Source organism: Bradyrhizobium shewense, assembly GCF_900094605.1.
GTDB lineage: Bacteria > Pseudomonadota > Alphaproteobacteria > Rhizobiales > Xanthobacteraceae > Bradyrhizobium > Bradyrhizobium shewense.
On sequence record NZ_FMAI01000029.1, the window covers coordinates 1 to 18293 of the forward strand.

General features: G+C 64.8%; 20 protein-coding genes. 10 read left to right on the forward strand and 10 right to left on the reverse strand.

The genetic code is table 11. The features are described 5' to 3' along the window. The coding region (locus GA0061098_RS35480) for a transposase (protein WP_129591013.1) at positions 1-274 on the reverse strand (274 nt) is incomplete at its 3' end. Positions 275-442: 168 nt separating this feature from the next. Between GA0061098_RS35480 and recQ the strand changes: the two genes are divergently transcribed. Continuing rightward, the gene (gene recQ / locus GA0061098_RS35485; RefSeq protein ID WP_091966046.1) at positions 443-2308 is read left to right on the forward strand and encodes a DNA helicase RecQ; all 1866 of its coding nucleotides are present in this window, start codon (positions 443-445) and stop codon (positions 2306-2308) included. A gap of 205 nt (positions 2309-2513) precedes the next feature. Here the strand turns inward: recQ and GA0061098_RS35490 are convergent, their stop codons facing one another. Further along, positions 2514-3530 (reverse strand): 1-aminocyclopropane-1-carboxylate deaminase, encoded by a 1017-nt coding sequence (locus GA0061098_RS35490; protein ID WP_091966047.1) that lies wholly within the window; start codon positions 3528-3530, stop codon positions 2514-2516. A gap of 158 nt (positions 3531-3688) precedes the next feature. Between GA0061098_RS35490 and GA0061098_RS35495 the strand changes: the two genes are divergently transcribed. The 3 genes from GA0061098_RS35495 (at position 3689) to GA0061098_RS35505 (ending at position 6029) form a co-directional block, all read left to right on the forward strand. Further along, positions 3689-4153, forward strand: a complete 465-nt coding sequence (locus tag GA0061098_RS35495; protein ID WP_091966048.1) for an Lrp/AsnC family transcriptional regulator — start codon at positions 3689-3691, stop codon at positions 4151-4153. 43 nt (positions 4154-4196) lie between these two features. Next, a complete protein-coding gene (locus tag GA0061098_RS35500) occupies positions 4197-5360 on the forward strand; it encodes a PLP-dependent cysteine synthase family protein (protein WP_091966049.1) in 1164 nt (387 codons plus the stop codon). A 108-nt stretch (positions 5361-5468) separates the two neighbouring features. Beyond that, positions 5469-6029 (forward strand): carboxymuconolactone decarboxylase family protein, encoded by a 561-nt coding sequence (locus GA0061098_RS35505; RefSeq protein WP_091966050.1) that lies wholly within the window; start codon positions 5469-5471, stop codon positions 6027-6029. A 16-nt stretch (positions 6030-6045) separates the two neighbouring features. Here GA0061098_RS35505 and GA0061098_RS35510 read toward each other — a convergent pair whose 3' ends face one another. The 3 genes from GA0061098_RS35510 to GA0061098_RS35515 form a co-directional block, all read right to left on the reverse strand. Further along, entirely contained in the window at positions 6046-7440 is a 1395-nt protein-coding gene (locus GA0061098_RS35510; protein ID WP_245323790.1) for a sensor domain-containing diguanylate cyclase, read from the reverse strand. After that, positions 7437-7628 carry a hypothetical protein gene (locus GA0061098_RS46425; RefSeq protein WP_245323792.1) on the reverse strand — a complete coding sequence of 64 codons (192 nt, stop codon included), beginning with the start codon at positions 7626-7628 and terminating at the stop codon, positions 7437-7439. The genes GA0061098_RS35510 and GA0061098_RS46425 overlap by 4 nt, the downstream gene beginning before the upstream one ends. Before the next feature lie 232 nt (positions 7629-7860). Beyond that, positions 7861-8733, reverse strand: coding sequence for a hypothetical protein (locus GA0061098_RS35515; protein WP_091966107.1), 873 nt, complete (start codon positions 8731-8733; stop codon positions 7861-7863). A 218-nt stretch (positions 8734-8951) separates the two neighbouring features. Here GA0061098_RS35515 and GA0061098_RS35520 point away from each other — a divergent pair, with 218 nt between their 5' ends. After that, positions 8952-9197, forward strand: a complete 246-nt coding sequence (locus GA0061098_RS35520; RefSeq protein WP_091966051.1) for a hypothetical protein — start codon at positions 8952-8954, stop codon at positions 9195-9197. A 9-nt stretch (positions 9198-9206) separates the two neighbouring features. Here GA0061098_RS35520 and GA0061098_RS35525 read toward each other — a convergent pair whose 3' ends face one another. Continuing rightward, positions 9207-10142 (reverse strand): alpha/beta hydrolase, encoded by a 936-nt coding sequence (locus GA0061098_RS35525; RefSeq protein WP_091966052.1) that lies wholly within the window; start codon positions 10140-10142, stop codon positions 9207-9209. Between the two features lie 120 nt (positions 10143-10262). Here GA0061098_RS35525 and GA0061098_RS35530 point away from each other — a divergent pair, with 120 nt between their 5' ends. Then, a complete protein-coding gene (locus GA0061098_RS35530; protein ID WP_165637812.1) occupies positions 10263-11150 on the forward strand; it encodes a branched-chain amino acid aminotransferase in 888 nt (295 codons plus the stop codon). Between the two features lie 104 nt (positions 11151-11254). On the opposite strand, the gene GA0061098_RS35535 is transcribed toward GA0061098_RS35530, so the two are convergent. After that, positions 11255-11872: a class I SAM-dependent methyltransferase gene (locus tag GA0061098_RS35535; RefSeq protein ID WP_091966054.1), complete on the reverse strand. Its 618-nt coding sequence runs from the start codon at positions 11870-11872 to the stop codon at positions 11255-11257. A gap of 189 nt (positions 11873-12061) precedes the next feature. Further along, complete coding sequence (gene phaR, locus GA0061098_RS35540) at positions 12062-12658, reverse strand: polyhydroxyalkanoate synthesis repressor PhaR (protein ID WP_091966055.1); 597 nt, start codon at positions 12656-12658, stop codon at positions 12062-12064. Between the two features lie 314 nt (positions 12659-12972). On the opposite strand from phaR, the gene GA0061098_RS35545 reads away from it, so the two are divergent. The 3 genes from GA0061098_RS35545 (at position 12973) to yddG (ending at position 16114) form a co-directional block, all read left to right on the forward strand. Continuing rightward, positions 12973-14151 carry an acetyl-CoA C-acetyltransferase gene (locus tag GA0061098_RS35545; RefSeq protein WP_091966056.1) on the forward strand — a complete coding sequence of 393 codons (1179 nt, stop codon included), beginning with the start codon at positions 12973-12975 and terminating at the stop codon, positions 14149-14151. A 253-nt stretch (positions 14152-14404) separates the two neighbouring features. Beyond that, on the forward strand, positions 14405-15130 hold the full coding sequence (gene phbB, locus GA0061098_RS35550; protein WP_091966057.1) for an acetoacetyl-CoA reductase: 726 nt from the start codon (positions 14405-14407) through the stop codon (positions 15128-15130). A 114-nt stretch (positions 15131-15244) separates the two neighbouring features. Beyond that, positions 15245-16114, forward strand: a complete 870-nt coding sequence (yddG, locus tag GA0061098_RS35555) for an aromatic amino acid exporter YddG (RefSeq protein WP_091966058.1) — start codon at positions 15245-15247, stop codon at positions 16112-16114. Positions 16115-16163: 49 nt separating this feature from the next. Here the strand turns inward: yddG and GA0061098_RS35560 are convergent, their stop codons facing one another. Both GA0061098_RS35560 and gloB read right to left on the reverse strand, forming a co-directional pair. After that, entirely contained in the window at positions 16164-16586 is a 423-nt protein-coding gene (locus GA0061098_RS35560; protein ID WP_018320528.1) for a cupin domain-containing protein, read from the reverse strand. 37 nt (positions 16587-16623) lie between these two features. Further along, positions 16624-17391, reverse strand: coding sequence for a hydroxyacylglutathione hydrolase (gene gloB / locus GA0061098_RS35565; RefSeq protein ID WP_091966059.1), 768 nt, complete (start codon positions 17389-17391; stop codon positions 16624-16626). A gap of 108 nt (positions 17392-17499) precedes the next feature. Between gloB and GA0061098_RS35570 the strand changes: the two genes are divergently transcribed. After that, a complete protein-coding gene (locus GA0061098_RS35570) occupies positions 17500-18246 on the forward strand; it encodes a methyltransferase domain-containing protein (protein ID WP_038972812.1) in 747 nt (248 codons plus the stop codon). Positions 18247-18293: the final 47 nt, after the last annotated feature.

The window sequence follows — 18293 nt, forward strand, 5'->3', positions numbered from 1 at the left end:
CGAAGCGCTTGAATGACAACCGGTCGCCCAGCGCCTCCTCCAGTTCGCGCTCCGAAAGACCGTAGAGCGACTGCAGCAGCACCGCGCGAAACAGCACAAGCACCGGATAGCCTGGACGACCGGGGCTCCCTTCATCCCGCAAATGGCCGATCAGCTTCTCGAACCGGTACCACTTGACCAGGCCAGCCAACCGATCCAGCGCCGCATTGGCGCCGGCGCCCTTCGGCATCAGCGCTTCCACAAAGCTCGGCTGTCCTGTCCGCTTCACCGCCATCGATACCTCCAAGGCTTTGCCCTAGGGAATCACAACTGGCGGATTACGCAACAGGCCCACAAGGGGAGAGGGGAAGTGCCGGACTCGCCCCGCAAACATCTTGCCACGCCCGTGCCAGCATGCGACTGGCCTTGTGACGAATCTCACGGCCTTGGTTCCAGCTCTCTCATGTCAGCCCCTTCCACCGCCCCGCGACCTGCGCCGGCCAACGGCCGCGACGCGCTGTCGGTGCTGCATTCGGTATTCGGCCTGCCAGGTTTTCGTGGTGCGCAGGGCGAGATCATCCGGCACGTCACCGATGGCGGCAATTGCCTGGTGCTGATGCCGACCGGCGGCGGCAAGTCGCTGTGCTATCAACTTCCCTCACTGCTCCGCGAAGGCTGCGGCATCGTGGTGTCGCCGTTGATCGCCCTGATGCGCGACCAGGTTGCCGGCCTGCTCGAGGCCGGCGTCAACGCCGCCGCGCTGAATTCGTCGCTGACGCTGCAGGAGGCTTCCGACATCGAGCGGCGCCTGCTCGCGGGCGATCTCGATCTGCTCTATGTCGCGCCGGAACGCCTGGTGACGCCGCGCTGCCTGTCGCTACTGGCGCAGGCCAAGGTGGCGCTGTTCGCGATCGACGAGGCGCATTGCGTCTCGCAATGGGGCCATGACTTCCGTCCCGAATATGTCGGCCTCTCCATCATCGCCGAGCGCTTCCCCGGCGTGCCGCGCATCGCGCTGACCGCGACCGCCGACGAGTTGACGCGCAAGGAGATCGTCGCGCGGCTTCAGCTCGCGGACTCGCCGCAGTTCGTCTCCAGCTTCGACCGGCCCAACATCCGCTACGAGATCGTCGACAAGCGCAGTGCGGTGTCGCAGCTGAAGGAGTTCATCCGGGAGCGGCATGCCGGGGACGCCGGCGTGGTCTATTGCCTGTCCCGCAACCGTGTCGAGGAGGTCGCCGCCGCGCTCGACGAGGCCGGCATTGCCGCGCTGCCCTATCACGCCGGGCTCGACAGCCAGGTGCGCTCGCGCAACCAGGACCGCTTCCTCAACGAGGACGGCATCGTCATCGTCGCGACCGTCGCGTTCGGCATGGGCATCGACAAGCCCGACGTGCGCTTCGTCGCCCATCTCGACCTGCCCAAGAGCATCGAGGCCTATTACCAGGAGACCGGCCGCGCCGGTCGCGACGGCAAGCCATCGGCCGCCTGGATGGCCTACGGCCTCTCCGACATCGTGCAGCAGCGCCGCATGATCGACGAATCCAGCGCCTCCGACGAATTCAAGCGGGTCTCGATCGGCAAGCTCGATGCGCTGGTCGGCCTTGCCGAAACGCCGCACTGCCGGCGTCGTCGGCTGCTCGCCTATTTCGGCGAGATCGTGATGGGCGAGAGCTGCGGCAATTGCGACAATTGCCTGACGCCGCCGAAGATGCGCGACGGCAAGGTGCTGGCGCAGAAGCTGTTGTCCTGCGTCTATCGCACCGGGCAACGTTTCGGCGCGATGCACTTGATCGACGTGCTGATCGGACGCCTGACCGAGAAGGTCACGCAGTTCGGCCACGACAAATTGTCCGTGTTCGGCATCGGGCGCGAGCTCAACGAAAAGCAGTGGCGAACGGTGCTGCGGCAATTGGTGGCGATGGGCCATTTGCAGAGCGACAGCGAAGCCTTTGGTGCGCTGAAGCTGACCGAGACCGCGCGCGGCGTGCTGCGCGGTGAGACCGAAGTGTGGCTGCGCGAGGAAGCGCCCGGCACGCGCATTCGCGCAAGCCGCGGCAAATCCCGCCGTGGCGATCTCGCACCTGCGACCAGCGCGCCGGAAGGCGATGTCGATCCCGAACTGCGCGCGCGGCTGCGTTCATGGCGCTCGGAGGTCGCGCGCGAGCGCGGCGTTCCGGCCTATGTGGTGCTGCACGATGCCACCATCGACGGCATCGTCCGGGCCTGGCCGACGACACTCGACGAGCTTCGCAACGTACCCGGCATCGGCGACAAGAAGCTCGAGCATTACGGCGACGAGCTGCTGCAGATCGTCAGGACAAGGTAGGGGGCGGAGCCGCTATCTCCGCCATCGTCCCGGACAAGCGCGCCCAAAGCGCGCGCAGATCCGGGACCCATACCGCGGAATCTGTCTTGAGGCAGGCGGGACGACGTTCTTCGCCAAACGCCTCCCTGTGGTTATGGGTCCCAGTCTGCGCTTACGCTTGCCCGGGACGACAGCGGTGTGTGAGGCGCGAGAGCTATGTCCTCACTCACCCATTCCGGAACGCGTAAGCGTACCCGTTCAACGCCGGTGCTCCGCCGAGATGCGCATACAAAATCTTCGCGCCCTTCTCGAAATAGCCCTTCTGCGCGAGGTCGATCAGGCCCTGCATCGACTTGCCCTCGTAGACGGGGTCGGTGATCATGCCTTCGAGACGCGCGGTGAGGCGGATCGCTTCCTTGGTCTCTTCCGACGGCACGCCGTAGGCGGGATAGGCGTAGTCCTCGATCAGCACGACGTCCTCAGTGACGAGCTCCTTGCCGAGCTCGACGAGCTTTGCGGTGTTCTGCGCGATCTCGAGCACCTGCGATTTCGTCTGCGCTGGCGTGAAGGACGCATCGATGCCGATCACCTTGCGGGCGCGGCCGTCGTCGGCGAAGCCGACCAGCATGCCGGCATGGGTGGAGCCAGTCACCGTGCAGACGACGATGTAGTCGAACTTGAAGCCGAGCTCCTTCTCCTGCTTGCGCACCTCTTCGGCGAAGCCGACATAGCCGAGGCCGCCAAACTTGTGCACGGAGGCGCCGGCGGGAATCGCATAGGGCTTGCCGCCCGCCGCCTTCACCTCGTCGATCGCCTGCTCCCAGCTCTTGCGGATGCCGATGTCGAAACCGTCGTCGACCAGGCGCACGTCGGCGCCCATGATGCGCGAGAGCATGATGTTGCCGACACGGTCATAGACCGCGTCCTCGTGCGGCACCCAGGCTTCCTGCACCAGGCGGCACTTCATCCCGATCTTGGCGGCGACCGCGGCGATCATGCGAGTGTGGTTCGACTGCACGCCGCCGATCGAGACCAGCGTGTCGGCGTTGGAGGCGATCGCATCGGGAATGATGTATTCGAGCTTGCGCAGCTTGTTGCCGCCATAGGCGAGGCCCGAATTGCAGTCCTCGCGCTTGGCATAGACCTCGACATTGCCGCCGAGATGTTTTGACAGCCGCTCCAGCTTCTCGATGGGCGTGGGGCCGAAGGTCAAAGGATAGCGCGGAAATTTGTCCAGCTTCATGGGGCATCCCGATTGGCGTTGGTGTTGGTAGCTGCTTAGCATCGCATCGGAAAAATGTGCTCTCGAATATTGCGCCTATATTGCGCCAGTTCTTGCGGAAAAAGTGCCAATTGCTAATAATCCTTCCAGAACATCATCCATTCATGGAAGTTTCTTTCATGGCTGCCCGGCTCGACCGCACCGACCTTAAGATCTTGAGATTGCTGCAGAATAATGGTCGGCTCAGCAATGCCGACCTGGCCGAAACTGTCGCGATCAGCCCCGCCACCTGCCATCGCCGCACCCAGCGCCTGTTCGAGGATGGCTTCATCGCCGCCGTGCGCGCCATGGTCGCGCCGAAGAAGGTGGCCAAGGGCACCCTGGTGATGGTCGGCGTCGTGCTCGACCGCTCGACGCCGGAGAGCTTTGCCATCTTCGAGCAGGCGATCGCAAAGCTGAAATTCGTGCTCGATTGCCACCTCGTCGCCGGCGACTTCGACTATTTCCTCAAGATCCGCGTCGGCGACATGGAGGATTTCAACCGCATCCATGGCGAGCAGCTGATCGCGCTGCCCGGCGTGCGCCAGACCCGCACCTTCTTTGTGATGAAGGAGGTCGTCGACAACGCGCCGCTGGAGTTTTGAGCGCGCCCTTGATGCGCAACGCGTGTCGTGAGAGATTCGCTCGATGCAGACATTTCCCTTCCGCCAGCACAATCCGGCCGGGCCGGCCTATCGGCGCGGCTGGGTCGACGAGGCCGTGGCCGCGATCGAGGCCGACCAGTGCCGCACCGCCGACACGCATCTGATCCGGCTGATCGTGCCGGCGCTATCCGGCATCGACATCTATCTGAAGGATGAATCCACCCATCCGACCGGCAGCTTGAAGCATCGCCTCGCACGCTCGCTGTTCCTCTACGCGCTCTGCAATGGTCACATCCGCGAAGGCACGCCGGTCGTCGAGGCGTCGTCGGGATCGACCGCGGTCTCGGAAGCCTATTTCGCGCAGATGATCGGCGTGCCCTTCTACGCCGTGATGCCGCGCACGACCTCGGCCGAGAAGATCGCCGCAATCGAGCATTATGGCGGCAATTGCCATCTGATCGACGACGGGCGCGCGCTCTATGCGGAGGCGGCCGCGCTCGCCGCGCGCCTGAACGGCCACTACATGGATCAGTTCACCTTCGCCGAGCGCGCGACGGATTGGCGCGGCAACAACAACATCGCCGAATCGATCTTCACGCAATTGCAGGGCGAGCCGCGGCCGCTGCCGGATTGGATCGTGATGGGCGCCGGCACCGGCGGCACCTCGGCCACCATCGGACGCTATCTGCGCTATCGCCAGTATCCGACGCGGCTGTGCGTCGCCGATGTCGAGCATTCCGCCTTCTTCGATTGCTTCCGCTCGCAGGACCGCTCCCATGTTTGCGACCGGCCATCGCTGATCGAGGGCGTCGGCCGTCCGCGCTGCGAGCCCTCCTTCGTGCCTGGTGTGGTCGACCGCATGATGAAGATCCCGGATGCGGCCACGATCGCGGCGATGAACGTGCTGTCGCGCCGGTTGCGCCGCCCGGTCGGCGGGTCCACCGGCACCAATTTCCTGGCGCTGTGCCGGCTCGCCTCGGAGATGCGGCAGGCGAACGCGACGGGGTCGCTGGTGACGCTGATCTGCGATTCCGGCGAGCGCTATCGGCAGACCTATTACGAGCCCGAGTGGCTGAAGGCGCGCGGCCTCGATCCGGCGCCGTTCGAGGCCAATTTGTCGTCGTTTCTCGCGACAGGTGAGCCGCTGACGCTCGCCGTCGACGATTTCGCAAATCCCCAGAGCGCACGAAGCCCCGAGGCGACATAGTCGAACTTGTCGGAACGCCCGCTTGGCGTGCGATGTCACGGCAACTTCACTTGCGTTGCGCGCACCTGCGGGCAAGCCTCACCCCTTCTCAACGAGGAGGTCTCCGCCGTGCGCCTTCCCATTCTCGATCCCAAGGATCTGACCGACGAACAGAAGCCGCTCTATGACGACATGCGAGCCGGCATCAAGGACCACTTCAAGGGTTTTGTGAACATGCGCGACGACGGCGCGCTGCTCGGGCCCTGGAATCCCTGGGTCCGCGAGCCGCGCTTCGGCAAGCCGGTGTGGGAGCTGGTCAAGGCGATCGCCTCGAACCCGCTGCTGCCGGCACCGGTGCGCGAGGTCGCCATTCTCGTCACCGGCTCGCATTTCCGCTCCGGCTACGAGCTCTATGCCCATGTGCTGGTCGCTGAGCAACGCGGCCTGTCCGACGAGAAGCTCGCGACCATCGTCGCCGGCCAGCGGCCGGTGGATCTCAGCAGGCAGGAGGCCGTCGCCTACGACGTGGCGTCCGCGCTGGTCAGTGGCGGTGTGCTGCCCGAGTTGACCTGGCGCTCCGCCGTGAAGGAGTTCGGCGAGCACGGCGCGGCCGAGCTGTCCTATCTCGTCGGCGTCTATTGCATGGTCTCGGTCACGCTCAACACGTTCGACGTGCCGGTGCCGGATTGACGGCTGCGTCCTTCGATCATTCCGCCGCCTTGCTTGCAGGCGGCGGAGGCGCGAAGGCGATGCAGCGGTTGCGGCCTTCGGCCTTGGCCTGGTAGAGCGCATGATCGGCCGCGCCCATCAGCGCGTCGATGCCGGACATGCTGACGGCGGCCTCGGCGATGCCGATGCTCACGGTGAGGCCGAACTGAATCTCGCCGGCGACGATTTGCGCGCTCATCACGCGCTTGCGGATGCGATCCGCCACGGTCCTTGCACGAGACAGGCTGGTCTCGGGCAGCAGCACCGCGAACTCCTCGCCACCGATGCGGCCGACGATGTCCGACTTGCGCTTGCCGTCGAGGCACGCCGCCGCAACAGCCCTGATCGCGGCGTCGCCCACGGCATGGCCGTAGCGGTCGTTGACCGACTTGAAGTGGTCGATGTCGAGCATCAGCACCGAGACGGAACGATAATAACGCTGAAACCGGCTCCATTCCGCATCGAGGTTCTCGAGGAAGTGGCGGCGGTTGTAGAGGCCGGTGAGCGGGTCGGTGGTCGCGAGCGTCTCCAGCATCGCAGCCTTTTCCGTCAGGTCGGTGATGTCGACATAGGTCAGCATGCGGCCGCCGTTCGACATCGTGGTGCAATGGGCCCTGATGCGCCTTCCGTCCGGCGTCTGCAAATCGCGCACATGGTCGCCGGCCATGACCTCTGCAACGCGCCGCGCTGGAAATCTCGCGAGCTCGTTGGTCGGAAGATTGGGCGCGCTGGCACGGTGCAGGCGTCGCACGAGCGACGAATAGGCCGGCCGGCTCCCCGCCTCGGCTTCACTGACTTCCCAGAAGCGCCGCATGCGCCGGTTCATGAAGGCGGCGTGCAGGTCGGGATCGAGAAGCAGCACCCCGTCCTGAACATTCTCCAGCGCGTCCCGCAGCAGCTTCAGCTCGTCCGAGGCGCGCACAATGTCGGTGACGGGGGTATAGGTCAGCATGCGTCCGCCATCGGACAGGGGCGTGACCTGTACGCGCACGACATCGCCATTGGTCCGGCGCAGATCGATCGGCGTCGGATCTCCCGCCTCGATCACACGGACGCGTTCCTCCACCAGGGCATCAAGCTCGGGGTCGGGTACCTCGTAGGCGCCGGTGTCACGGCCGTGATGGAGCAGCGTGAGGATGGATGGATTGCTGTCGGCGACCTCGTCGGGAAGGCGCCACATCTGGCGAAACGACCGGTTGATCAGCCGCGCCCTGAGGCTGGAGTCCAGCAGCACGATGCCGGTCGGCACATGATCGAGCGCGGCACGCAGCGCCAGCATCTGGCTGCGCATCAGCGCATCTGATGAGCGCCCGCGCTCCTCGCCGGCGACGCGCTCGACGCTGCCCGATTGCTCGAAGGCGACGCCGACCTGACGGTCCGATCGCCAGATCACGCGGCAGGCAGGATCTCGCGCCCCGCGAGCCTGAGCTGGAAGCGCTCGGGCACCCCGAGGCCGCTCTCCATCTCGAGCGTCGCCGCCTCCTCGGTCAGCCGCCGCACGACGCAATCGATCGAGGACTGGCCGAAATTGAAGAAGATCTTCCCAGCAAGCAACGTCCGTTCCGGGACCAAATGGGACATTCGCAGCCTCCCGCGTGACTCCAGCCCAGTCTGTCGCAAGCATATTGCCGAGAGGTAACCGGATGGGCGCTCAGGCGAGAGAACTAACAAGCAGTCCATGGCCCGGGAGGGCCGCTGACGGCCAGCGGCGAATGCGAAAGTCCTTCATCGTCAATGCCGGGCTATTCCGACCGCTGTACCGACGTCCGGAACACGGGAGATTCGGTTTACCTGCTATCCACCATGATCCCAGTCAGTTCCGGACCGCATAGAGCGGCGTTCGCAACGTCACCTGGTAGGACGGCTTCGGCATCCAGGCGATCTGCGCGGTGATGCCGAACAGGCGGTTGTCGTTGTCGTCCATGCGATCGAGGTCGAGCCGCAGGATCGGTTGCGTGAAGGACTCCACCAGCGTCCGGCCCCCGAGCTGCGCTCCGCCGAACGACTGCATGCCGAGGCGCCCGGTGAACTTCCAGTTGCTCGGCCATTGGTAATATCCGCCGGCATAGAGGATCGTGTTGGGCCGGATGCTGGCGAACGGGCTGGCGATGGTGGTGTAAGTGTATTGCATGCCGGCCAGCCAGCCCCGCGTCTCGTCCTCATCGAGCGCGTAGTCGAATTCAAGGATGTTGTTGAACGAATTGGTCATGCCTTGATCGTTCGGCACCGATTGCGTCAGGGTCGATTGCAACGTGATGGTCGGGATCGTTCCGCCATTCTGCTGATAGAGGTCGGCCTGCACGCCGATGTTCCAGCTCGTGATGTCGAAGGTCGACCAGCCGCCGCCGATGTCGGTCGCCGAGCCCGACACGCCGCCATAGAGCGAGACGCGGTCGCTGACGTCGACGGTCAGCGGCAGGTCGACGGCAATCGATTTCGCGGCCGGCAAGCCGTTCGACAGTGTTGCGCCTCTGCGCACCGCCAACGCCTCGAGCGCGGCCGACAGTGACGTGTTGCCGAAGCCGAGCCCGAGCGTGCCCGCCGGAATCGTCGCATAGGTCGTGCGCAGATCGAGATAGATGTTTGGCGCCGCCGGCTTTGCCGGTGCGTCCTCCTCGGCTTCGGCGGAGAAGGCGTCGCTGGCCGAAATCGTCAGACAGGCCAGTCCCATCGCGATAGCGCGCAGAGCTGGACGATGCGATGGGCGTTGACTGGACACGTGACAATCCGACGCGCGGGGACTGTGTGGCGAAATCGTGTGTGCTAGATGGAACGTGATCGTTCCCGTGGTCAAGCGCTATCCGCAAACGATGGACTGCATCGATGTGCGCGGCTACCCTGTCGTGATTGCACCGATACGCTTCGCCGGCCAGAGTGCAGGCCGGGCAATGGAGGACGACAGCCATGACCACGTCACGCCGCATCCTGCTCGCCGGAATGGCGGGGCTCGCCGTCGCTCCGACCGCTGTCGCGGCCGCATCTGCGCCAGTGCCCGATGACACGACGGTTGCCGAAGAGCGCTTCGCGCGCATGATCGCCGCGGCGCATGCGCCCGACGTCACCTGCGCCCGGCAGGCCGAACGTTATGCGGACGCGCATTGGCCTGACTATGTTGTGGCAGCCAGGGCCGTTATCGATGCGCGCGCCTGATTCGCGCTCTTACCTCGCAACCGCACGCCGCACCTGCTCGCCGATCTGCGATAGCACCAGCTGCGCCTGCGGCAGGATCGCGCCCATGGCGTGGAAATTGTGAACCATGCCGTCGTGGCAGACATGCTCGACGGCGACGCCCGCGGCGAGCAGCTTGCGGGCATAGGCATTGCCTTCATCGCGCATCGGATCGTACTCGGCCGTGTGGATGATCGCGGTCGGCAGACCCGCGAGCCGTGTTGCCCGCAAGGGAGAAACGCGGGGGTCGGCGGTGTCGATACCGTCAGGCAGATAGTCGGAAAGATCGGCCTCGATCGTGACGCGGTCGATCAGATGGCCCTCGGCAAAGGCCTCGCGTGAGGGCGAGGTTTCCTCGAAATCCAGCACCGGGCAGATCAGGCACTGCGCGGCGATGGCGAGGCCGGCGGTCTGCGCCGCCTCCTGGCACACGATCGCAGCGAGCGTTGCACCGGCGGAATCGCCGCCCACCACCAGGCGGTCCGCGTCGATGCCGAGCGATGCGGCCTCGCGCGCAACCCATTCGGTGGCGGCAATCGCGTCGTCGACGGCGGCAGGAAATTTGTGCTCCGGCGCGAGCCGGTAGTCGACCGAGACGAGGCGGCAGCCGGTGGCATGCGTCAGTGCCGCCGCGATGCGATCATGCGTGGCAATGCCGCCGGCGACCATGCCGCCGCCATGGAAAAACACGAAGCCAGGCGCACGCTGATCGGCATTTGCAGGCGTGTAGAGGCGATAGGGCAGTTCGCTGGCGCGGCCGGGCAGCATACCGTCGCGCGCCGTCACATCCGGCGCATCGGTGCGTGCGAACTGCATCAGCTTCGCCAGCGATTGCCGCCGCGCCTCCACGTTCGGCCGGCCCTTCGCCCGCGGCCCAGCCGCAGCCATCATGGTCAACAAGCGCTTTGCGAGCGGATCGAGCGACATGCTGCCTCCTTCTTCCCGTGGCAGGAGAGGGTAGCCCACCACTTCCGCGCAGGGAATCATTTAGATGTTGCGTCCAATAGTGGCGCTATCATGCGGCAGCACGCCAAGGGGAGGCCTGATATGGCCGAGATCAGGAAGCCGATCGAATATTCGCCGAGCTGGACCTTCTTCGAAGGTAAATGGCACGACGGCAATGTGCCGATCATGGGCCCGCGCACGCATGCGGCCTGGCTCGGCTCGATCGTGTTCGACGGTGCACGCGCGTTCGAGGGTGTCGCACCCGATCTCGACCGTCACGTTGCCCGCGCCAATCAATCCGCGATCAATTTTGGCCTGAAGCCGGTGGTCGATACCGGCACCTGGCTCACGCTAGCAACCGAAGGCATCGCCCGCTTTGCGGCCAATGCCGAGCTCTACGTCCGTCCGATGTATTGGGCGCAGAACGGCTCGGGCGGCGGCGTGCTGTTCGACCCCGAGACCACCAATTGGTGCCTGTGCATCTACGAGGCGCCGATGCCCAAACCCGTCGGCAACGCCATCACCCTGTCGCCATTCCGCAGGCCGACCGCCGAATGCGCTCCGGTCGAGGCGAAGGCGGCCTGCCTCTACCCGAACAATTCGCGCGCGCTCGCGGAAGCCGCCTCGCGCGGCTTCCAGAACGCGCTGATGCTCGACATGCTCGGCAACGTCGCGGAGTTCGGCAATTCCAACGTGTTCATGGCCAAGGACGGCGTGGTCTATACGCCGGTGCCGAACGGCACATTCCTCAACGGCATCACGCGCCAGCGCGTCATCACCCTGCTTCGCGGCGACGGCGTCACCGTGGCCGAGAAGACGCTGCGCTATGCCGACTTCCTGGCTGCGGACGAGATCTTCTCCACCGGCAATTTCGCCAAGGTCGCCCCGGTGATCCGCATCGACGAGCGCGAGCTGAAGCCGGGCCCGTTCTACGCCAAAGCGCGCAAGCTCTATTGGGACTTCGCGCATGCGGTGAAGCTGGCGGCGTGATCCGTACTTTCCGCCGTCATGCCCGGGCTTGTCCCGGGCATCCACGTTCTTCCTCGCATGTCGTGATGCGTAGATGGCCGGGACAAGCCCGGCCATGACGAGACCTACTTCTGCCGCCTGAACCGGCTGAACTGAAACGCCTGCGTCGAATTCCACGGCGTATGATGCGTCTCGCGTCGCGTCTCGACCAGCTCGAACTCCGGCCCGAGCTCCGCAGCAAGGCTGGCGCTGTCATGGCGTTGCACCGGCAAGCCGCTGCATTTCTCCGGACCATCGGGCGCAAACGTTGCAATGATGATCTGGCCGCCAGGCGCAATCGCGGATCGCAGGCGCTCGACGTAAGCCGCCCTGTCGCGGGGGTCGGTCAGGAAGTGAAAGGCCGCGCGGTCGTGCCACACATCGTAAGTCCTGGCCGGCCGCCAAGTCGTGGCGTCGGCGACGATCCAGTCGACCGCGGAAGAGGCCTGACCGATTCGCGTCTTCGCCACGCCGAGCGCGTTGGCGGAGAGGTCCAGCACGGTGAGATCGCGATATCCGTCTTGAAGAAGAGCATCGACCAGCCGCGAAGCGCCCCCGCCGATATCGATGATCGCCGCGTCATGATCCGGATTGGCCGCGCGGATCATGTCGCGCGAGATCGTCGGGCTATCCTGAAACCAGCTGACCTCGGCCTCGCCCTTGGTGGCGTAGACGTTGTCCCAATGCATGGTGCGATCGGACATGGCGCGCTCCGTGCGTGTCAAGCCGTCATCCTGAGGCGCCGGAGCGGAGCGGAGGCCTCCAGCGACAACGGCTTCGCCGTTGCGCGGGGATGACTGGGCTAAAGCCGGTGAGGAAGAAATGGTAGGCGCGCGCGAAATTGCCAATCGCGCGCCCGCCGCGGGCGGACGCGCTGGTCGACGCGAAAGGTCCTACTCGTCCTTCTTCGACATGCGCTCGAGACGCTCCTGCATGTCCTTCATCTGCTGGCGCAAATCGTCGATGTTGGTGTCCTTCGGCGCCTCGGCGTTCGCCTCGGGCTCCGGCTCCGTGCCGGTCGCCGGGCGGCCCGCATTGGGAGCAAACGGCTTGAACATCGAGAAGGTCTGCTGGAACAGCTCCATGTTACGGCGGACTTGTTCTTCCAGAGGAGCAAAAGGAGTGCCGGACAGGGTGTTGGCGATCTGCTTGCGGAACTTCTCTTGCTCCTGGGTCAGGGTCGCGATCGACTGCTCCAGATATTTCGGCACCACCATCTGCATGCTGTCGCCGTAGAAGCGGATGAGCTGGCGCAGGAAGGTGGTCGGGAGCAGGTTCTGGCCGGCCTTGTTCTCCTGCTCGAAGATGATCTGGGCGAGCACGGAGCGGGTGATGTCGTCGCCGGTCTTGGCGTCATAGACCAGGAAATCTTCGCCATCCTTGACCATCGCGGCGAGGTCTTCCAGCGTCACATAGGTACTCGTTCCGGTGTTATAGAGCCGGCGGTTCGCGTATTTCTTGATGGTTGTGGGTTGGTCTGATTTCGCCATGGGCTCTCACTTGCAAGCACGGAGAACGGGAACCCGGCGGGCCATGCCGCAGGGCGGGAAGAGTACGCAACGCAACAAAATAAGCATTTTCAAAGGGGTCACGCTACCGTTTTGTGCGGCACGGTTAATCGCAGAGCAAAATCTTGCTTGCGAAAGCGCCAAGAACGCTATTTTGAATGCGCTGCGGCATGAATTCGGTCGCCGGCCGATTGACATGCCTCAACGACGTTAACAGGATGGCTGACGAGACTGGCGAGCCGTTTTCTAGCCCCGCCTGCCCCCTTTCAAGAAACCTCAAGCCTCAGGAGATGCCCATGTCAGACGATGTCGTCATCGTCAGCGCCGCCCGCACCCCGGTCGGAAGCTTCAACGGAGCGTTCGCGACCCTTCCCGCCCACGATCTCGGCGCCATCGCCATCAAGGCCGCGCTGGAGCGCGGTGGCATCGAGCCCGGCCGGGTCTCGGAAGTCATCATGGGTCAGATCCTGACCGCCGCCCAGGGCCAGAACCCGGCCCGCCAGGCCTCGATCGCCGCCGGTATTCCGGTGGAGAGCCCGGCCTGGGGCGTCAACCAGCTTTGCGGCTCCGGCCTGCGCACGGTCGCGCTCGGCTACCAGGCGCTGCTCAACGGCGATTCCGAAATCGTGGTCGCCGGCGGCCAGGAATCCATGAGCATGGCCCCGCACGCCCAATATCTGCGTGGCGGCGTCAAGATGGGTGCCGTCGAGTTCGTCGACACCATGATCAAGGACGGCCTGTGGGATGCCTTCAACGGCTACCACATGGGCAACACCGCCGAGAACGTCGCACGGCAGTGGCAGATCACCCGCGCCCAGCAGGACGAGTTCGCTGTCGCCTCGCAGCAGAAGGCCGAAGCGGCGCAGAAGGCCGGCAAGTTCAACGACGAGATCGTTCCCGTCACCATCAAGACCCGCAAGGGCGACATCGTCGTCAGCGCCGACGAATATCCGCGTCATGGCGCCACGCTCGACGGCATGGCCAAGCTCAAGCCCGCCTTTGAAAAGGACGGCACGGTCACCGCGGGCTCGGCATCCGGCATCAATGACGGCGCCGCCGCCGTAGTGCTGATGACCGCCAAGCAGGCCGCCAAGGAAGGCAAGAAGCCGCTCGCGCGGATCGTGTCCTGGGCGCAAGCTGGCGTCGATCCGAAAATCATGGGTTCGGGCCCGATCCCGGCCTCGCGCGCCGCGCTGAAGAAGGCCGGCTGGAATGTCGGCGATCTCGACCTGATCGAGGCCAACGAGGCCTTCGCGGCGCAAGCCTGCGCCGTCAACAAGGATCTCGGCTGGGATACCTCCAAGGTCAACGTCAACGGCGGCGCGATCGCGATCGGTCATCCGGTCGGCGCGTCCGGCGCACGCGTCCTGGTGACGCTGCTGCACGAGATGCAGAAGCGCGATTCGAAGAAGGGCCTCGCCACGCTGTGCATCGGCGGCGGCATGGGCATCGCGATGTGCATTGCGCGCGACTGAAGTTAGCTGACACGTAGCTTACGCGCAGTTTGCGCGTGCGCTGCACACGTCAGTGAGTGCGTTGCACGCGACTAAAAAGGCAGCGGTTGCAAATCAAATATTCTTCGCAATCGTGCAGGCCTCGACTAAATACAAACGCCCGGCTCAACGCCGGGCGTTTTGTTCTTGATGTCCGTCAAACCAACCGCATAATCCAACGTTAAAAAACAATCGCTTCAGAAACGTCCGAAGAGTCCAAGGGAAGGAATACGACATGGCACGTGTTGCATTGGTCACGGGTGGTACGCGGGGCATCGGTGCTGCGATCAGCAAGGCACTGAAGGCGGCGGGATACAAGGTTGCGGCGAGCTACGCCGGCAACGATACGGCGGCGGAGAAGTTCAAGGCCGAGACCGGCATCGCCGTCTACAAATGGGACGTCAGCAGTTTCGATGCCTGCGCCGAAGGCGTGAAAAAGGTCGAAGCCGATCTCGGGCCGGTCGAGGTGCTCGTCAACAATGCCGGCATCACCCGCGACACCGCCTTCCACAAGATGACGCTGGAGCAGTGGAACGCGGTCATCAACACCAATCTCGGCTCGCTGTTCAACATGACGCGTCCGGTCATCGAGGGCATGCGTGCGCGCAAGTTCGGCCGCATCATCTCGATCTCGTCGATCAACGGCCAGAAGGGGCAGTTCGGTCAGGTCAATTATTCCGCGGCGAAGGCCGGCGACATCGGCTTCACCAAGGCGCTCGCGCTGGAGAATGCCAAGGGCGGCATTACCGTCAATGCGATCTGCCCCGGCTACATCAACACCGAAATGGTGCAGGCGGTGCCGAAGGACGTCCTGGAGAAGAACGTGATCCCTCAGATCCCGGTGAACCGGCTCGGCGAGCCCGAGGAGATCGCGCGGGCGGTCGTGTTCCTGGCGGCCGACGAGGCCGGTTTCATCACGGGCTCGACGATGACCATCAATGGCGGCCAGTATCAGGCCTGATATGGCGCCAAGCCTTCAGGTCAAAAGCCAGTAGCTTCAGGCGCGACAAGGCGTTAGTGAAGACGACAATGCCCGGCCTTGTGCCGGGCATCGTTGTCCTCAGAGCCTTCGTCAATGACCCCGCGCACAGCCACGCTGATCGGATTGACCGCGATCCTGATGTGGTCGCTGCTGTCGGTGATGACGGTGGCGACCGGAACGATCCCGGCGTTCCAACTGGCCGCGATGACCTTCTCCATCGGCGGCCTGGTCGGCCTGCTCACCTGGATCGGCCGCGGCGAGGCGGCGAGGAGCCTGCGTCAGCCGCTGGTCGTCTGGGCTGTCGGCGTCGGCGGCCTGTTCGGCTATCACGCGCTGTATTTCCTCGCGCTGCGCTTCGCGCCGCCGGCCGAAGCCGGTTTGCTGAATTATCTGTGGCCGCTGCTGATCGTGCTGTTTTCCTCCTTCCTGCCGGGCGAGCGGCTCGCCCTCCATCACATCGTTGGCGCGATGCTCGGCCTCGTCGGCACCGTGCTGCTGTTCGCCGGCAACACCTCCGGCTTCGCGGCGGGGCAGGTGCCGGGATTGGCCGCGGCCTTCATCGCCGCGTTCGTCTGGGCGGCCTATTCGGTGCTGTCGCGCCGGCTCAAGGCCGTGCCGACCGATGCGGTCGCCGGATTCTGTCTGGCCACCGCCGTGCTTGCCGCGCTGATGCATGGCCTGCTCGAGACCACCGTCTGGCCGGAGACCACGCTGCAATGGCTCTCGGTGATCGCGCTCGGCATCGGTCCTGTCGGTGCCGCGTTCTACGCCTGGGACATCGGCATGAAGCGCGGCGACATCCGTGTGCTCGGCGCTGCTTCTTACGCGACGCCGCTGCTCTCGACCGGCTTCCTCATCGCCGCCGGTTTTGCCAAGGCCAGCGCCAACATCGCTATTGCTGCGATCCTGATTGCCGGCGGCGGTTTGATCGCCGCGAAGGATATGGTGCTGCGGAAGCGATGATCATTCCGGGCTCGATGCTGCATGCGATGCCCTGAATTGACAGTCGACTCTATGGCTCCCAGCCCTGTGGTGCGAGCTCGAAGCCTGCGAATTCGAACGCCGGGGCCACGGTGCAGCCGACCAGCGTCCACTCGCCCGTCGTCTCCGCGGATTGCCAGGCCTGCGCCGGCACGATCGCCTGCGGCCGGTCTCCATTCGCAAGGTCAGTGCCGAGCCGCACCTGGTGCTGCGAGCAGCCGTCATGGGCGATGCGCAGCATCAAGGGACTGCCGGCGTAATAGTGCCATGTCTCGACCGCATCAACGCGATGCCAGTGCGAACGCTCGCCGCGTGCCAGCAGGAAGTAGATCAGGGTCGAGCGCGAACGCCCGTTGGCGTCCGTGGTCTGGTCGCGAAACGTCTCGCGATAGTGGCCGCCCTCGGGATGCGGACGGAGTTCGAGGCGCGCGATGATCTCGGCTGCAGTCGGCATCGATCCAGTCAGGACTTTCTTCTGCAGGACTTGTTCTTCAGGACTTGTTTTTGCGCTCGCGCAGCTCGCCGAACACCGCGGCGGCGTCCGCGCCCTTCATGTGCAGCCTCGCTGCGACCTGCGGCTCATCGGCGCGCAGGAACACGTTGGCCCGCTTCTCGTCGCCAAGCAGCGTGGGAATGGTCGGCTTGTTCTCGGCCCGGAGCCTCGCCACCTCCGCCGCGCGCGCCTGGAGTGCCGCATTGTCGGGATCGACGGTGAGCGCGAACTTGACGTTGGAGGCCGTGTATTCGTGGCCGCAATAGAGCTTGAAGTCGTCGGGCAGGGCACGCAGCTTCAGAAGCGAATCCCACATCATCGGATAGGTGCCCTCGAACACCCGGCCGCAGCCGATCGAGAACAGCGTGTCGGCGGCGAACACCGTCTTCTCGGTGTCGAACACGTAGGAGATGTGGTCGAGCGTGTGGCCGGGCGTCTCCAGAACGCGCGCCAGCAAATTGCCGATCTTGATCACGTCGGCATTGGCAACACGCAGATCGACGTCCGCAATTTTCGTGGTCTTGTCGTGCGGCGCGACGACGCGGCAGTTGTATTTCTGCTTGAGTTCGGCGACCCCGCCGACATGATCGCCGTGATGATGTGTGATCAGGATGTCGGTGAGCTGCCAGCCCTCGCGCTCCAGCGCCGCCAGGATGGGGCCGGCCTCGGGCGCGTCGATCGACGCCGTCGCCTTGGTTTCCACATCGTGGATCAGATAGCCGAAATTGTCGTTTAAACAGGTGAAAGTACGAATTTCGGCGGCCATGTCATCTCCATCGGGCTCAGCCCCGCCAGACAAATATGGCGTTAACGTTGCGCAGGCAATGCAATATTCCGCGCGCGGCGGCGGTCTCGTGCATGTTACATTGCCGTCATGACCATCGACGTCGTCGACCTCCGCGAGTTCTATTCCCGCCGCCTCGGGATCGTGGCGCGGCAAATGATCAATCGCGGCATCAGGGAACGCTGGCCGAGGGCGGAGGGCCACCGCGTGCTCGGCCTCGGCTATCCCACCCCCTATCTGGGGTTGTTCCGCGAAGACGCCGAGCGCTGCCTCGCCTTCATGCCGGCGGCCCAGGGCGTCCTGAAATGGCCGACGGGACGGCCGGCGCTGGCCTCGCTGGTCGACGAATTCTCGCTGCCGCTCCCCGACGCCGCGGTCGACCGCATCCTGCTGGTCCACGCGCTGGAGATGTCGGACGATCCGGCCGCGCTGCTGCGCGAGGTATGGCGCGTACTGTCGCCGTCCGGGCGCGTGATCGCGGTGATCCCGAACCGGCGCGGGGTGTGGACCCGCACCGACAGCACGCCATTCGGTCACGGCCGGCCCTATTCGCGCTCGCAGATCACCGATCTGCTGCGCCAGACCTGGTTCACGCCGACCGCCTGGGGCGAGGCGCTGTTCATGCCGCCCTATGCCGGCGGCTGGGTGCTGAAATCGGCGCAGATGTGGGAGCGCGCCGGTGCGGCACTATCGCTGCCCTTTGCCGGCGTCCATATCGTGGAGGCGACCAAGCAGGTCTACCGCGCGATCCCCGCCAAGCGCGAGCGGGCGCGGCTCATTCCCTCGCTCGCGAAGCCCGTGCTGGTGCCATCCTCGACGACGGTGACGCGCAGCTAGGTCACAAGCGTTGCCGCGACCGGTGGTCGTCAAAAACAAATCGTCCC

Coding starts and splice junctions, on each gene's coding strand:
- GA0061098_RS35500 (WP_091966049.1), top strand. CDS start 4,197: ATGCAGACATTTCCCTTCCGCCAGCACAATCCGGCCGGGCCGGCCTAT.
- GA0061098_RS35560 (WP_018320528.1), bottom strand. CDS start 16,586: ATGCCGACTGCAGCCGAGATCATCGCGCGCCTCGAACTCCGTCCGCAT.
- GA0061098_RS35535 (WP_091966054.1), bottom strand. CDS start 11,872: ATGTCCGATCGCACCATGCATTGGGACAACGTCTACGCCACCAAGGGC.
- yddG (WP_091966058.1), top strand. CDS start 15,245: ATGACCCCGCGCACAGCCACGCTGATCGGATTGACCGCGATCCTGATG.
- GA0061098_RS35495 (WP_091966048.1), top strand. CDS start 3,689: ATGGCTGCCCGGCTCGACCGCACCGACCTTAAGATCTTGAGATTGCTG.
- GA0061098_RS35530 (WP_165637812.1), top strand. CDS start 10,263: ATGGCCGAGATCAGGAAGCCGATCGAATATTCGCCGAGCTGGACCTTC.
- gloB (WP_091966059.1), bottom strand. CDS start 17,391: ATGGCCGCCGAAATTCGTACTTTCACCTGTTTAAACGACAATTTCGGC.
- phbB (WP_091966057.1), top strand. CDS start 14,405: ATGGCACGTGTTGCATTGGTCACGGGTGGTACGCGGGGCATCGGTGCT.
- GA0061098_RS35490 (WP_091966047.1), bottom strand. CDS start 3,530: ATGAAGCTGGACAAATTTCCGCGCTATCCTTTGACCTTCGGCCCCACG.
- phaR (WP_091966055.1), bottom strand. CDS start 12,658: ATGGCGAAATCAGACCAACCCACAACCATCAAGAAATACGCGAACCGC.
- recQ (WP_091966046.1), top strand. CDS start 443: ATGTCAGCCCCTTCCACCGCCCCGCGACCTGCGCCGGCCAACGGCCGC.
- GA0061098_RS35570 (WP_038972812.1), top strand. CDS start 17,500: ATGACCATCGACGTCGTCGACCTCCGCGAGTTCTATTCCCGCCGCCTC.
- GA0061098_RS35545 (WP_091966056.1), top strand. CDS start 12,973: ATGTCAGACGATGTCGTCATCGTCAGCGCCGCCCGCACCCCGGTCGGA.
- GA0061098_RS35520 (WP_091966051.1), top strand. CDS start 8,952: ATGACCACGTCACGCCGCATCCTGCTCGCCGGAATGGCGGGGCTCGCC.
- GA0061098_RS35525 (WP_091966052.1), bottom strand. CDS start 10,142: ATGTCGCTCGATCCGCTCGCAAAGCGCTTGTTGACCATGATGGCTGCG.
- GA0061098_RS46425 (WP_245323792.1), bottom strand. CDS start 7,628: ATGTCCCATTTGGTCCCGGAACGGACGTTGCTTGCTGGGAAGATCTTC.